13 protein-coding genes are annotated in these 13,297 nt (G+C 71.4%); 7 read left to right on the top strand and 6 right to left on the bottom strand.

What is annotated here, in order from left to right:
• Positions 1-201: 201 nt before the first annotated feature.
• The 3 genes from IFU19_RS15910 to IFU19_RS15920 form a co-directional block, all read right to left on the bottom strand.
• Positions 202-2,499, bottom strand: coding sequence for a hypothetical protein (locus IFU19_RS15910; RefSeq protein ID WP_192212171.1), 2,298 nt, complete (start codon positions 2,497-2,499; stop codon positions 202-204).
• Positions 2,500-2,694: 195 nt separating this feature from the next.
• Positions 2,695-3,330: an asparagine synthase gene (locus tag IFU19_RS15915; protein WP_192212172.1), complete on the bottom strand. Its 636-nt coding sequence runs from the start codon at positions 3,328-3,330 to the stop codon at positions 2,695-2,697.
• Between the two features lie 54 nt (positions 3,331-3,384).
• Positions 3,385-3,813, bottom strand: coding sequence for a YdeI/OmpD-associated family protein (locus IFU19_RS15920; RefSeq protein WP_192212173.1), 429 nt, complete (start codon positions 3,811-3,813; stop codon positions 3,385-3,387).
• A 272-nt stretch (positions 3,814-4,085) separates the two neighbouring features.
• Between IFU19_RS15920 and IFU19_RS15925 the strand changes: the two genes are divergently transcribed.
• Genes IFU19_RS15925 through IFU19_RS15940 form a run of 4 tightly spaced genes read left to right on the top strand, consistent with a single transcriptional unit; the run spans position 4,086 to position 6,561 of the window.
• On the top strand, positions 4,086-4,496 hold the full coding sequence (locus IFU19_RS15925) for a DUF4383 domain-containing protein (RefSeq protein WP_070409302.1): 411 nt from the start codon (positions 4,086-4,088) through the stop codon (positions 4,494-4,496).
• 38 nt (positions 4,497-4,534) lie between these two features.
• A complete protein-coding gene (locus IFU19_RS15930; protein WP_192212174.1) occupies positions 4,535-5,029 on the top strand; it encodes a hypothetical protein in 495 nt (164 codons plus the stop codon).
• 48 nt (positions 5,030-5,077) lie between these two features.
• Entirely contained in the window at positions 5,078-6,010 is a 933-nt protein-coding gene (locus IFU19_RS15935; RefSeq protein WP_192212175.1) for an oxygenase MpaB family protein, read from the top strand.
• Positions 6,007-6,561, top strand: coding sequence for a J-domain-containing protein (locus IFU19_RS15940; RefSeq protein ID WP_055839248.1), 555 nt, complete (start codon positions 6,007-6,009; stop codon positions 6,559-6,561). Before IFU19_RS15935 ends, IFU19_RS15940 begins: the two co-directional genes overlap by 4 nt.
• A 123-nt stretch (positions 6,562-6,684) precedes the next feature.
• On the opposite strand, the gene IFU19_RS15945 is transcribed toward IFU19_RS15940, so the two are convergent.
• Together IFU19_RS15945 and IFU19_RS15950 are read right to left on the bottom strand one after the other, a co-directional pair.
• Complete coding sequence (locus IFU19_RS15945) at positions 6,685-7,518, bottom strand: aldolase/citrate lyase family protein (RefSeq protein WP_192212176.1); 834 nt, start codon at positions 7,516-7,518, stop codon at positions 6,685-6,687.
• Positions 7,515-8,966, bottom strand: coding sequence for a cation:dicarboxylate symporter family transporter (locus IFU19_RS15950; RefSeq protein ID WP_055839253.1), 1,452 nt, complete (start codon positions 8,964-8,966; stop codon positions 7,515-7,517). The genes IFU19_RS15945 and IFU19_RS15950 overlap by 4 nt, the downstream gene beginning before the upstream one ends.
• Before the next feature lie 137 nt (positions 8,967-9,103).
• Here IFU19_RS15950 and IFU19_RS15955 point away from each other — a divergent pair, with 137 nt between their 5' ends.
• On the top strand, positions 9,104-10,696 hold the full coding sequence (locus IFU19_RS15955) for a sensor histidine kinase (protein WP_192212177.1): 1,593 nt from the start codon (positions 9,104-9,106) through the stop codon (positions 10,694-10,696).
• Positions 10,693-11,376 (top strand): response regulator, encoded by a 684-nt coding sequence (locus tag IFU19_RS15960; RefSeq protein WP_055839260.1) that lies wholly within the window; start codon positions 10,693-10,695, stop codon positions 11,374-11,376. The genes IFU19_RS15955 and IFU19_RS15960 overlap by 4 nt, the downstream gene beginning before the upstream one ends.
• A 99-nt stretch (positions 11,377-11,475) precedes the next feature.
• Here IFU19_RS15960 and ald read toward each other — a convergent pair whose 3' ends face one another.
• Positions 11,476-12,561 carry an alanine dehydrogenase gene (gene ald, locus IFU19_RS15965; protein ID WP_192212178.1) on the bottom strand — a complete coding sequence of 362 codons (1,086 nt, stop codon included), beginning with the start codon at positions 12,559-12,561 and terminating at the stop codon, positions 11,476-11,478.
• 154 nt (positions 12,562-12,715) lie between these two features.
• Here ald and IFU19_RS15970 point away from each other — a divergent pair, with 154 nt between their 5' ends.
• Complete coding sequence (locus IFU19_RS15970; protein WP_055939124.1) at positions 12,716-13,189, top strand: Lrp/AsnC family transcriptional regulator; 474 nt, start codon at positions 12,716-12,718, stop codon at positions 13,187-13,189.
• Positions 13,190-13,297: the final 108 nt, after the last annotated feature.

The raw sequence follows: 13,297 nt of genomic DNA on the forward strand, positions 1-13,297 counted from the left end.
GCTGACAGAGGTCACGAATGCGCTCTGTCTCTGTTGCAGAATTCAAGTAGCGTCCCAGGAGGCGCACACTGTGTTGAGACAGTAGAGGTCCGGTCCGGAAGAAATTCCGACCGGGCCTTGTCTCGTTTTCGGGCGGAAGCGATCCGCCGCCGTCGTCCGGTGCTGCTCCCCCGCGACGCCGCGGGGAGAGCAGCACCGACCTCAGATCGTCGTCCTGCGCCGCCGCACGGACAGCAGCACACCGACGGCGATGATCGCTCCGGCGCCGGGAAGAAGCCCGAGCCACACCACGGTGCCACTCTGGGCGAGCGCGCTCGGACGGCCGGGTGCGGCCGACGCGGTCGGGCCTGCGGAGGCCGTCGGCTCCGGCGAGACGCTCGGCTCCGGCGAGACGCTCGGCTCCGGCGAGACGCTCGGATCCGGCGACGCCGTCGGCTGCGGAGACACCGTCGGCCGCGGCGCGGGGTCGTTCATCGCGGCGGTCATCGTCGCGAACCACTGCCACGGAGCCGATGCACCGCCCGGAAGGGCCCCCGCGTACTCATCTCCCCGGACTCCGCCGAACCGCGGCTCGGCAGCGACGATTTCCTGGAGCGATCGAGCGAACTCATCGGGCGAGGTGAACGCGCTTCCCGCGGGGCAGAGAGCGGGCGAGGTGCGGGCCGACAGGACGACCTTCTCGGGTGGCATCCCCAGTTGGGCGACCAGCCGGCGGTAGTCGTCGCCGGTCACCACGGCGTCGCAGGCGAGGCGAAGGGCGAACCACGCCACGTCGTCGCCGCGCGCTGCCGCGACGGCGGGATAGTCGGGAGCCGAGTCGCTTGCTCCCGCGAACGCCGCCTCGTCACCGACGAGCGACACGGTGGACAGCGGGCCGAGGTCACGGCGCAGAGCGTCGACCAGTCGCACGATCATGCCCGTGTCGAGGTCCGTGCGGATGTCGAGCTCGACGGCGTCGAACGAGTTCATCTGCAGATACCCGCGGAGGTTTGCGTAGTAGCGGTCGAAGTCCTGGCTCAGCACCGACCAGATCGACGCGGATCCGCCGCCGAGGGTCACGACGACGGGGATCCCGGCGGCACGGATCTCGGCGAGTTCGGCCCGTGCTTCCGGGTCGGTGTCTGCGAAGAAGGGCTCTCCACTCCGGAGGAACGCGCCGTCTTCTCTCAGGTCGAACGCGCCGAAGGCGACGGCATCCACTCCCGTGTCGCGGGTGACGAGGTCATCGAGCGGGATGATCTTCGCGCCGTCGTTCGTGGTCCGGTACGTGGCGATCGTCTTCGTGGCGGTGACGGGACGCGGGGTGATCGACGACGCGTCCACCCGCACGACATCGACGTCTGCGCCCGTGCTGTCCACGTGGATCGCGACACCCGTCGCGGCATCCGTGTACGTCTCGCCGACGCGCAGCGGGGCATTCCGCAGCGTCGTCTCATTGCGGACCTCGGGATGCCGGCCGTCGGCGAACTCGACCTGGATCGGGCCGTCGCCCGTCGTGCGAGCCACGTCGACGGTGGACACGAGGACACCCTCGCGGGGAATGCCGGTGTCCCATTTCTCGTCGCGGCGCGATTCGACCGTCAGCACGCGCGAGGGGTCGAGACGCACCGCGGCGAGCAGGGTCGGACCGTCGGACTGCACCGGCGAGAGAGACACGGTGCGCGTCTCACCGGGTAGCACGCAGGCGACCTGTGCGTCGCGCGCCCAGCCGAGCATCCATCGGTGCCAGGCGAAGTACGCATGCCCCGGACCGATCGTCGTGCCCATCAGGTCCCACGGTCCGGTCCATCGCGTCGACGGTCCCCCGTCATTGGACGTGTCGTACAGGTCGGGCAGGCCGAGGACGTGACCCATCTCGTGCGTGGGCACCCAATGGCCGCCCCCGTTGAGATCGACCTGCCGCAGCAGCGCCCCGTGCGTCAGAGTGCGACCGTCGGCCACGACCTGGTAATCGTTGCCCGCGTGAGAGCGGAAGGCATCGCGCGGGGTCTTCGTCGTCCAGACCACCCAGACCACATCGACGTTCGAGAAGTCGACGGCGTCGTCGGTGGCGGCGACGGCACTCGCGAGATCGCGCTGACCTTCCTCCCACTCGGCAGAGGATCCGGCCAAGCGCGTCCACTCGGGATACGACCGTCGCTGAAGGGTCAGCGCTCCACGCGAAGCATCGTCGAGCGCCTGCACCGAGACGTCGAGGGTCTCCTCGATTCCGGGGATCTCCCGAGGGTCTCCGGGCGCGTCGTCGAAGTCGACGTAAAGGGTCTCGACCACCGGGGAACCCGAGGGGGAAAGCGCGTTCGCCGGCAGGGGGAATCCCTCCCGAACCGGGCTCTCCCCCGCCGGCGCACGGCACGCGTCGACCCCGGATGCCGGCGACGCCTCGACCGTCGACGCGGCCGTGGCCACGCCGCTGGGCACGAGGGCGCTCGCCGTGAACGCGAGCGTCGCGAGGATGGTCAGGAATCGAGAGGGGCGACGCGGTTGTCCCAGCGGTTTCACGGGCGAAGCCTATCGACTCGAGAAAGCGCGTTCTTCGAGCGAAATTCTATGCAGGGGAGCGCGCCGACCTCATCGCGGCGCGGCATCGTCGTGCGCAGAAGTACGCCGCGGAATCGCGGTGGCCTCGCGGAGCGAATCGAGCGATGTCTCGATGTCGTCATAGGGACGCCGCCCTCGCAGCGCCACGGGACCGCGTCAGAGCGCGACCGACTTCTTCTTCTTACCGCTCTTGCCGCCGCCGGTCGTCGGCGCGGCCTCGGAGGCCGCCTCGGCCGCCTCGGCCTTGTCTTTCGCCCGGCGCTTCGCCTGCGACGCGAGGCGGGCGAGGTCGACCATGCGCAGGGCATCCATACGGGCACGCCGCATCGTCGCGTACTCGGGATCGGCGTCGGCCGTCATCCCCTCGACGTCGAGACGCTGACTGAGGTTGGCCTCGACGTCACCCCAGGCCGCGATGCGCGCTGCGGCGACGAGCTGGCGCACGCGCTCTGGATCGTCGGCGAGGGCACGCAGCTCTTTGGCGACGCCGTGCGACTGCTTGGCGCGACGCCGCAGGTTTCGGGTGTCACGGTCGCGGTAGTCGTGGGTTCCCGAGGAGTCGGAGAATCGGCCCCACGCACGCTTTCGCTGATGCGTCACGCGCTCGGCGGCCTGGTCCTGCTCGTCGGCGAGAGAGCTCAGCGTCTTCCGGGCGAACTCCGCGAAGACGTCACCGTCGAAGTGACCGCCTCGGGCGATCGTCTCGACCAGGATGCGATTGCGCAGCGAAAGCCGGGCCGCGGCCGTCGCGATCGACAGCCCTTCGGCGATGGCTTCCTTCGTGCGCCCCACGTGACCTCCCGCTCCAGGCTATCGGTCGAGCGTCCCCCACGCGGTCGGTCGGGCTCAACCGAGCTTCGTCGCGAGGGAGGTGATGCGCCGCGCGCGGGTGTCGGCCGTTCTGGCCCCCTCGACGTTTGCGACGTGGGCCTTTCGGGCGCTGGGCGCGAGGGCGTCGAACGCGGCGCGCGCGCCCGCCGCGTCGAGAGCTGCGGCGAGGTCGTCGGGTACCTCGACCGTGCGCGGAGCGGTGTCGAGTCGCAGCTCGACGACGATCGGATCGCCGCCCGACAACCCCGTCGCTGCGCGTTTGTCGGCCGAGAACGGGATGAGCTGCAGCCCGCCCATGACGGCGAGCGTACTGGGATAGACGTACCCGTTCACATCGACGACGACGGCGGCGCGTCTGCCGCCGCCGAGGGCCTCGACCACCTCGGCCGGCACCTCGATCCCGGTGTTGTTGCCGATCTGCGACAGGGTCGTCTCGAAACGCATGACCGCAGTGTGGCAGACCGGCGGGTTACGTGAACATCGGGTGAAACGCAATGCCCTGAGTCGGCATTCGCTTCCCCCCTATGGTCGCCTATGTAGCGGAGGGCCTCGGAGAGTACTCGGGGGCCTTCTGTCGTTTTCGGGAGTCGCCCCACCCGCCCGGGTTCTACCGGATGGCCCGCCGGTATCGCAAAGGGCAATCCGAACTGCGGATTGTCTCCGAAGATGAGATGACGCGGCCGGACGGTCGCTGCCAACTATCTGGGAGGTTCATCATGAGCTCATCACCCAACCGTCTCGTGGCCACCGTCTTCGGCGCTGTCTACCTGCTCGTCGGTCTGCTCGGCTTCGCCGTCACCGGCGGTGTCGGATTCATCGCCACGCAGGGTGGCCTGCTGCTGGGCATCTTCGAGGTCAACCCGCTGCACAACATCGCCCACCTCCTGATCGGTGGTGCCCTGCTCGTCGCGGGTCTGGCCAACGCACGCGCCGCCAAGGGGGTCAACACGACCGTCGGCGCCGTCTACCTGCTGCTCGGCATCGTCGGTTTCTTCCTGGTCGGTACCTCGGCGAACATCCTGGCCCTGAACGTGCCCGACCACTTCCTGCACCTCGCCAGCGCCGTCGTGCTGCTGGGTGTCGGCCTGGGCACCGAGCGCAACGTCCCCCGCACCGCAGCGGTCTGACGATGACCGCCGCGACGTTCGTCAGGTCGTGGCCCTCCGTGTCCGCATGGGGGGCCGGGCTCATCACCGCAGCCCTCGGTGCGGGCGCCATCATCACCACCGGCTCCGGGGTCGCCGCGCGCGGCCTCGGAGTCGGGGCGGTGGTCCTCGGACTCGCCGCCCTCGTCTGGGGCGCAGCGGTTCTGTCCGCCGGGCGCCTCGTCACACCCCGCGCCGCTCTCGCGGGCAGCCTGGTCTCTCTCTTCGCCGTCTTCGCGCTGATGTTCGCCGCTCCCGCGCGCACCAGCATCGTGGCCGTCGCAGCGGCATCCTTCCTACTGGTGGTCGTCGGCGCGACCACGGCCGTGCATTTGCGCCGGCAACGCCGGGCCGCCGCACCCGCGCGCACCGCCAAACCCATGAGCGTGATCGGCCTGCTGGTCGCCGCCGCCTTCATCGCCGTCGTCGTCACCCCCGCCCTCGGCGCCACGCAGAACGCCGTGCTGCTGCGCGACGACGGCACCGTGCCCGTCATCACCCACGAAGGTCACTGACCCTCGCCCCACGGAGCCCACCCGCTCAGACGGTGGCACGCTGGAAGGGTGACCGACGCTCCCCACTCCCCCGCTCCCGGCTGGATCCAGTCGCTGCGCGGGAAGATCCTCGTCGCCCTCGCGGGCGACCCGACCGGCATGGCCCCCTACGTGCGCGCGATCGCCGAGGGCGACGACGACGGCTACTTCGTCGAGAACGGTCCCGCGTGGACCGTGCACGCCGGAATGGGCACTCTGGTCGCTGGCATCCGTGCCCTGCTGCTGCAGGCGCTGCACCCAGGGGCGCTGGCGGGCGTGCACGATTGGTCGCGCTACCGCGAGGATCCGATCGGACGCCTCACCGGTACGGTGCGCTGGGTCATCACGTTGACCTACGGCTCGCGCACGCAGGCGGATGCCGAGACCGCCCGCGTCGGACGCTTCCACCAACGGGTGAAGGGCGAGTACCAGGCGGGCGACGGGGAGGAACGCCGGTACACGGCCGAGGCGCAGGACCTCGTGCGGTGGGTGCACCTGGCCTTCACCGATGCGTTCCTCGCCGGGCACGAGGCCTCGAAGAAACCCATCCCCGGCGGACCCGATGCCTACGTCGCCGACTGGGCGACCGCGGGGCGGCTCATGCGGGTCGTCGACCCGCCCCTCACGCGCGCGGCCCTGCGCGCCGAGATCGACGGGTTCTGGGAGCGTGGCGAGCTGCGCGGAGCCGAACGGGTCGCGGACGTGGTCTCGTTCCTGCGCCGACCGCCGTTCCCCGGCGTCATGGGGTTGTCGTACCGCGTGCTGTTCGCGGCGGCGGTGGCGACGATCCCCCGCCGCTACCGGAAGATGCTCGGCGTGCGGCGCTGGCCTCTTCCCGTCCTGACGCTCACGCGCGTGATCCTGCGCGTCACCGAGCGGGCCCTGGGCTCCGGCCCGCGGGCCCAGGACATGGCGCGCGAGCGGCTGCGGCGCCTGGAGCGTGAGGGGCGGGCGGCCGCGTGAGCGACGACCCCCGCCAGGCAGCCGAACGGTATCGCCTCGATCGCGCGCTCCGCGACGACGGCCTGCTCGAACCCGCGTCGGACGAGCGTCCGGCGCGGGGGTCGACGGCCGCCGAACGCGCCGCCTTCGTCGAGACGGCGATCCAGCAGGCGATCCGTCGCGGCGAGTTCGACGACCTCCCCGGCGCGGGCAAGCCCCTGCCCGACCTCGGCGGCGCTCACGACCCCGACTGGTGGATCCGCCGCAAGATCGAGACCGAGCAGCTCACCGGCCTCGGACCGCCCGCGCTGACCCTGCGCGTCGAGCACGCCGAGATGGCGCAGAGGCTGGACGCGCTCACGCGCGAGCCCGAGGTGCGGGAGGCCGTGGAGGACTTCAACCGCCGGGTCATCGAAGCCCGCCGTCAGCTGCAGGGCGGGCCGCCGGTGGTGACGCCGACCGTCGACGTCGAGGCCGAGGTGCGGGCATGGGGCGAGCGGCGGCGTGCACGCGAGGCGGCGGTCGCTGTGGCACCGGCTCGGCGTCGGCGTTGGTTCGGGCGGGGCCGCTGAGGCGCCGACCGGCTGGGGGCCTGGGGCGCTGAGACGGAGACCCGGCGACAGACGGATCCCGACCTCGTCGACACCACCGGGGCCTGAATGCGGGCCGGCCCCGCGACAGGCTCAGGGCTGCGGTCAGAGCGAGGCCAGCGCTTCGGCGCGCTCCACCAGGGCGCGGGCACGCGCGAGGGTCGGGGCGTAGGATCCGTCGACCGGACCGTCGGGCGTCACCGACAGCAGCGCGAGAGCGGCGTCGACCTCGGCCGGCGACGGCGTGAACGCGGCATGTGCGCCGGCGACGGCGGCATCGTGGAGCGCGAGAGTGCCGGTGAATCCCATCGCGACGGCGTGCGCCGCGGCATCCTGAGCCTGATCCACGGGGCCGCACGGGCCGTCGATCGGTCCGGCGATACCGGCCGCGGCCGAGGCGACGACCAGCTGCGCCCGCGGCCACGACAGGGCGAGACGGTCGACCCCCATGCCGGTGTCGCGGCGGAAGTCCCCGGTGCCGAACGCGAGACGGCGGGTGGCCGGGTGCGCGGCGATCGCGGGGGCGGCCAACAGGGCCGCAGCCGATTCGACCATGGCGACGATGGGGACACCGGCGGGGAGGGATGCCGCCACGTGGGCGACGTCGGCGGGCCCGGCGCACATCGCCAGCACGACGCCGGCGAGGCGGTCATCGAGCTCGCGACCGAGAGCGAGGTCGGCCTGGCCGTCGCGGGTTCCGGCGGCGCTGATGCGCAACCACACCGGGGCGTCGGAGGCCGCGGCGCGGGCGCGGTCCCGACCCTCGGCCTTGCGCCCGGCCGGGAGGCCGTCTTCGAGGTCAAGCACCAGCACGTCGGCCGACGTCTCGAGGCCGCCGGCGAGCGGCGAGCGCAGCATCCACGTGCGCGCGAGGTCGACACGCGCCGGGGCGGGGGCGACCGAAGCCGCCCCCGCCGAGGTGTCGTGCGTCAGGCTCACGAACGACCCCGCGCCGCCGCCTCCGCCGCCGCCTGGGCGCGGAACGCGTCGAGCGACTGCGTGTCGACCTTCACGGCGGGGCCGGCGCCGACCTCTGCCGAGGCGAGCTCCTTGGCATCCGCCGCCGGGGTGGCCGAGTGGTCGTGACCGGTGAGCAGGGTCTCATCGAACGGGATGTTGCCGGAGAGGACCTCGCGCACACGCTGACCGTCGTACTGCTTGGTCCAGACGCCGATCAGCATCGTGGCCACGGCGTTGCCGGTGAAGTTGGTGACCGCACGGGCCTCCGACATGAATCGGTCGATGCCGACGATCACGCCGACGCCGTCGACCAGGTCGGGGCGGTAGGCCGAGAGGCCGCCGGCGAGGGTGGCGAGGCCCGCACCGGTGACACCGGCCGCCCCCTTCGAGGCGATGATCATGAAGATCATGAGGCCGATCTGCTCGCCGATCGACATGGGCGAGCCCATGGCCGAGGCGATGAACAGCGACGCCATCGTGAGGTAGATCGCGGTGCCGTCGAGGTTGAACGAGTAGCCGGTCGGGACGGTGATGCCGACGACGGGCTTCGAGACACCGAGGTGCTCCATCTTGGCGATGAGGCGGGGCAGAGCGGCCTCGGACGAGGAGGTGCCGACGATGAGCAGGTACTCGCGGCCGAGGTACTTCATCAGCGTGAAGATGTTGGTGCGGGTCACGACGTAGAGGAGCGTTCCGAGCACGAGGGTGATGAAGAGGAAGCACGTGAGGTAGAACGCGCCCATGAGGACCCCGAGGCTGATCACGGCCTGGAAGCCGGTCTTGCCGACGACCGCGGCGATAGCACCGAAGGCACCGATGGGAGCGAGCCAGAGGATCATGCCGAGGATGCGGAAGACGAGCACCTGGAAGTTGCGGATGCCCTCGACCATGCGAGCGCCGCGCTCGCCCATGCCCTGCAGGGCGAAGCCGACGAGGAGGGCGATGAACAGCACCTGCAGGATGCTGCCACCGGTGAACGCCGAGAAGAACGTGGTCGGAATGATCCCGAGGATGAAGTCCTGGGTCGTGGTCGCTTCGGCGGCCGCCTCGTACGTCGAGCCCGAGATGTTGAGGCCCTCGCCGGGGTGGATGATGTTGCCGACGACGAGGCCGATGATGAGCGCGAACGACGACATCACGAGGAAGTAGACCATCGCCAGGCCGCCGATCTTGCCGACCGTGGAGGCCTTGGCGATCGAGCCGATGCCCACGACGATCGTGCAGAAGATGACCGGGGCGATCATCATCTTGATGAGGCTGACGAAGCCCTTGCCGACCGGCTCGAGCGTGGTGGCGAACGCCGGAGCGACGAGACCGACGACGACACCGGCGACGACGGCGATGATGACCGAGATGTAGAGCCAGTGGTTGCGGTCGATCTTCTTCCGAGGCCGACCGTCTCGGGTGGTGCGGAGTGAGAGTGCCATGGGCGACTTCCCCTTTTCTGAACGCCTTCGTTGAGTCCGGCGGGGGTGCCGGTCGATGTCATGACTTTGATCGACGCGGGACGCGGGAGCGATTTGTGGTCGTATTGTTCACGGCAAGCGCGACGAAAGGTGCGGTGATGCGACTGAGCGTGGGTGGGCGCCTGGCGCTCGTGGCGCTCGGCGTCGTCGTGCTCGTCGCGGGAGTCCTCGCCGCCCTGCTCTCGATGCAGTTGAGCGACTCCGGCCAGCGCGAGGCCGAGCAGGTCACGCGCTCGGTCGCCGAGACGTTCGCGCACGAACCCGACGTCGCCGACCTCGTCGAACGCGGCGACTCCGACGCGCTGCAACCGATGGTCGAGTACATCCTCGACGACGCCTCACTGTCGTTCGTGACGATCATGACCCCCGACGGCATCCGGCTCACCCACCGCAACCGCTCCGAGATCGGGCAGCAGTACCAGGGCTCGCGGGCCGAGGCCCTCGCGGGCGAGTCGTTCACCGAGGTGTACGAGGGGACGCTCGGCCCCTCGGTGCGCACGATCGTCCCGATCCGCGACGGCGGCGACGAGAACGGCACCATCGTCGGACTCGTGGCCGTGGGCGTGACGCTCGGCGCCGTGCAGCAGGACCTCGCCGCCCGCGTGCCGGTGATCGTCGCCGCCGCCGCCGCCATCGTCGGCTTCGGCGTGCTGGGCGCCCTCTACATCCGCCGCAGTGCGCGCCGCGTGACGGGGTCGTACACCCCGGGCGAGCTGTCGCGCCTCGTCGAGAGCTACGAGACCGTGCTGCACTCACTGCGCGAGGGGCTCGTGGTCACCGATCGCGACGGACGCATCGTGCTGTACAACGACGAAGCCGCCGACCTGCTCGCCCTGCCACCGGCGACGAGCGGGCAGGTCTCACTCGACCCCCGCGACGTCGACATGGACGCCGCCCTGGCCGACGCCATCGTCACCGGGCGGCGCATGGTCGAGGAGACCATCGTCAACGGGGACCGCGTTCTCCTGGTCAACCAGGAGGAGGCCCGCGACCTCGCCGGGCGGCGCGCCCCCGAACGCGGGCACGTCATGACCCTGCGGGACCGCTCCGAGCTGCAGGCGCTGCTCGGCGAACTCGAGGGCGTGCGCACCCTCAGCGACACCCTGCGCTCGCAGACGCACGAGCACGGCAACCGGCTGCACGCGCTGCTGGCGCTTCTCGAACTCGGGCGGATCGACGACGCGCGGCGGTTGATCGTGGCATCCACGGGGGAACGACAAGAACTCGCCGACCGCCTGGTCTCGCACGACGAGGGCGCCGTGGTCGTGGCCTTACTGCTCGGCAAGCTCGACGAGGCCGCCGAGCGGGACGTGCGCCTCGACCTCGACGTCGCCGAACCGACGCCCGCACTGCCCCTGGCCCCGGCCGAGGCGGTCACGATCGTGGGGAACCTCGTCGACAACGCCCTGGATGCCGCGAGCTCGGGCGCCGAGCCGCGGTGGGTGCGCGTGGTGGTGCGCGAGGGCGGCGGCGACGTCGTGCTCGAGGTGAGCGACAGCGGCGCCGGGTTCGACCCCGCACTCGACGACCCCTTCGCCTTCGGGGCGTCGACCAAACCCGCCCACGCCGTCGGCGGGCGCGGCGTGGGCCTGGCCCTCGTGCGCGACATCGTCGCGGCGCACGGAGGCACCCTGCAACTGGGCACCGACCCCACGACCGTGCGCGTGTTCCTGGCGGGGGCGGCGTCGTGATCCGGGTGCTGGTCGTCGACGACGACGCGCTCGCCCTCGAACTGCACACCGCCTACGTCGCGCGGGTGCCCGGCTTCGAGGTGGTCGGGCAGGCCGCCGGCGCCCGGGCCGCGCTCACCGCCCTGTCGGACGCGCAGCGCCGCATCGACCTCGTGCTGCTCGACATGACCATGCCCGACGGCTCGGGTCTCGACGTCGCCCGGCGCGTGCGCGCCGCGGGCTCGCGCGTCGACATCATCGCCGTCACGGCGGTCCGCGACGCCGCGACCGTGCGCGCCGCGGTCTCGATCGGCGTCGTGCAGTACCTGATCAAGCCGTTCGCGTTCGCCGCGTTCCGCGAGCGCCTCGAGGCGTACCGCGCGTACGTCGAGGGCCTCGACCGCGCGGCCGGAGAGGCCACGCAGTCCGAGGTCGACGCGCTGCTCGGGTCACTGCGCACCGTGGCGCCGCCCCTCATGCCGAAAGGCCTGAGCGACGAGACGCTGCAGGCCGTGGCGGAACGGGTGCGCACGGCATCCGGAGCCGTGTCGTCGACCGAGGTCGGCGAGAGCGAGGGCATGTCGCGCGTCACCGCCCGGCGCTACCTCGAGCACCTCGCCGACGTCGGCCGCGTGCGCCGCGAGCCCCGCTACGGCGGGCAGGGGCGGCCCGAGATCACGTACGCGTGGGTGCGGGGCTGAGTCGCTCGAGCCCCCTCGAGTGTCCGAGACACGCCGCTCGGACACGCGTGCGCGCGGCGTGTCTCGGACACTCAACAGGGGTGAGCCCCGGCGAGAGAGTCAGAGCGAGAAGGCGGCGCGGACGCCCTCGTTCACCACGACGCCGGCGCGCACGTTCAGCCCCCTCGCGAGGGCGGGATCGGCGGATGCCGCGGACTCCCAGCCCGCGTCGGCGATGCGCGTGATGTAGGGGAGCGTGGCGTTCGACAGCGCCCGCGTGGAGGTGTGCGGAACGGCGCCGGGCATGTTGGCGACGCAGTAGTACAGCGCCTCGTGCACGCGGAACGTGGGGGCGTCGTGCGTGGTCGCGCGGGAGCCCTCGAAGCAGCCGCCCTGGTCGATCGCGATGTCGACGAGCACCGAGCCGGGCTTCATCGACGCGACCATCTCGTCGGTGACCAGCTTCGGGGCGGCGGCGCCCGGGATGAGCACCGAACCGATCACGAGGTCGGCGTCGGCGAGCTGCTCCGCGATCTCGAGGCGCGTCGAGACGCGGGTCTCGATGGCGCCGCCGAAACGCTCCTCGAGCTGGCGCAGCTTGGGCAGCGAGATGTCGACGACCGTCACCCGAGCGCCGAGGCCCAGCGCGTTGGCGGCGGCGTGCTCGCCCGCGACGCCGCCGCCGATCACGACGACCTTGGCCCGCGGGGTGCCGGGAACGCCACCCGGAAGCAGGCCGCGCCCGCCCGACGCGCGCAGCAGGTGATGCGCGCCCTCGATGATCGACAGGCGTCCCGCGACCTCGCTCATGGGCGCCAACAGCGGGAGCGCGCGGTCGGCGGTCTGCACGGTCTCGTAGGCCACGGCCGTGGTGCCCGCGGCCATGAGCGCGTCGGTGAGAGGGCGGTCGGCGGCGAGGTGCAGGTAGGTGAAGAGGGTGAGGTCGCGGCGGAGGAAGCCGTACTCGGGCGCGATGGGCTCCTTCACCTTGACCAGCAGCTCGGCCCGCGCCCACGTCTCGTCGGCGGTCGGGACGATCTCGGCCCCCGCTGCGCGGTACTGCTCGTCGGCGAAGCCGCTCCCGACCCCGGCACCGGCCTGCACGAGGACCTCGTGGCCGCGGTGCACGAGCGCGTCGACCCCGGCGGGGGTCATTGCGACGCGGTTCTCGTTGTTCTTGATCTCGGTCGGCACAGAGACGCGCATGGGTTCCTCCTCGAGCGGATGGGCGTGCCGGAAGAATCGCAGAACAGGGTGTTTCGGTGGTGTAAATCCGTAGATTCTTCGCGCAGTGGTCGAGGAGCGCGCGTATCGTCGGATCCTGACGCTCCGAGCGCGACCGACGGCCGAAGGATCTGCGATGCCCGACGACGAACTGCACCCGCACGACGCCCGCATCATCGAGCTGCTCTCGGTCGACGCGCGCATGACCAACGCGGCACTGGCCGAGGCGCTGGGGGTCGCCCCCTCGACCGCGCACTCGCGCCTGCGCTCGCTCGTCGACCGCGGCCTCGTCACCGGGTTCCACGCCGCCGTCGATCAGCGTCGCCTCGGCCGCGGGCTGCAGGCGATCGTCGGTGTGACGTTGCGGCCCGGGCAGCGGCAGGAGAGCATCCACGCCTTCGCGCAGGAAGTGCGCCGGCATCCCGACGTCATCCAGCTGTTCTTCCTGGGCGGCGCCGACGACTTCCTCGTGCACATCGCCGTCGACGACTCCTCGGCCGTGCGACGCTTCGTCGTCGATCACCTCTCGGCGCGGCACAGCGTGGCATCCACGCGCACGAGCATCATCTTCGAGTACCACCGCAACGCCGTGGCGGCCGATTTCGACTGATCCCGCGTACGGCGACGTCGACTCCCTGTCACGTTCCACGCCCGGCGTCAACACCCGCCCCCACTCCACGGCGCGTGCGGCGCGGCGGCATGATGGGGCGCGGGGGTG

The organism is Microbacterium sp. CFBP 8794 (assembly GCF_014841235.1).
Classification (GTDB): domain Bacteria; phylum Actinomycetota; class Actinomycetes; order Actinomycetales; family Microbacteriaceae; genus Microbacterium.

Excerpts from the sequence above, each read along its gene's own strand:
- IFU19_RS15920 (WP_192212173.1), bottom strand. The coding sequence starts at position 3,813 with ATGCGTTTCGAGACGACCCTGTCGCAGATCGGCAACAACACCGGGATC.
- IFU19_RS15925 (WP_070409302.1), top strand. The coding sequence starts at position 4,086 with ATGAGCTCATCACCCAACCGTCTCGTGGCCACCGTCTTCGGCGCTGTC.
- IFU19_RS15950 (WP_055839253.1), bottom strand. The coding sequence starts at position 8,966 with ATGGCACTCTCACTCCGCACCACCCGAGACGGTCGGCCTCGGAAGAAG.
- IFU19_RS15955 (WP_192212177.1), top strand. The coding sequence starts at position 9,104 with ATGCGACTGAGCGTGGGTGGGCGCCTGGCGCTCGTGGCGCTCGGCGTC.
- ald (WP_192212178.1), bottom strand. The coding sequence starts at position 12,561 with ATGCGCGTCTCTGTGCCGACCGAGATCAAGAACAACGAGAACCGCGTC.
- IFU19_RS15970 (WP_055939124.1), top strand. The coding sequence starts at position 12,716 with ATGCCCGACGACGAACTGCACCCGCACGACGCCCGCATCATCGAGCTG.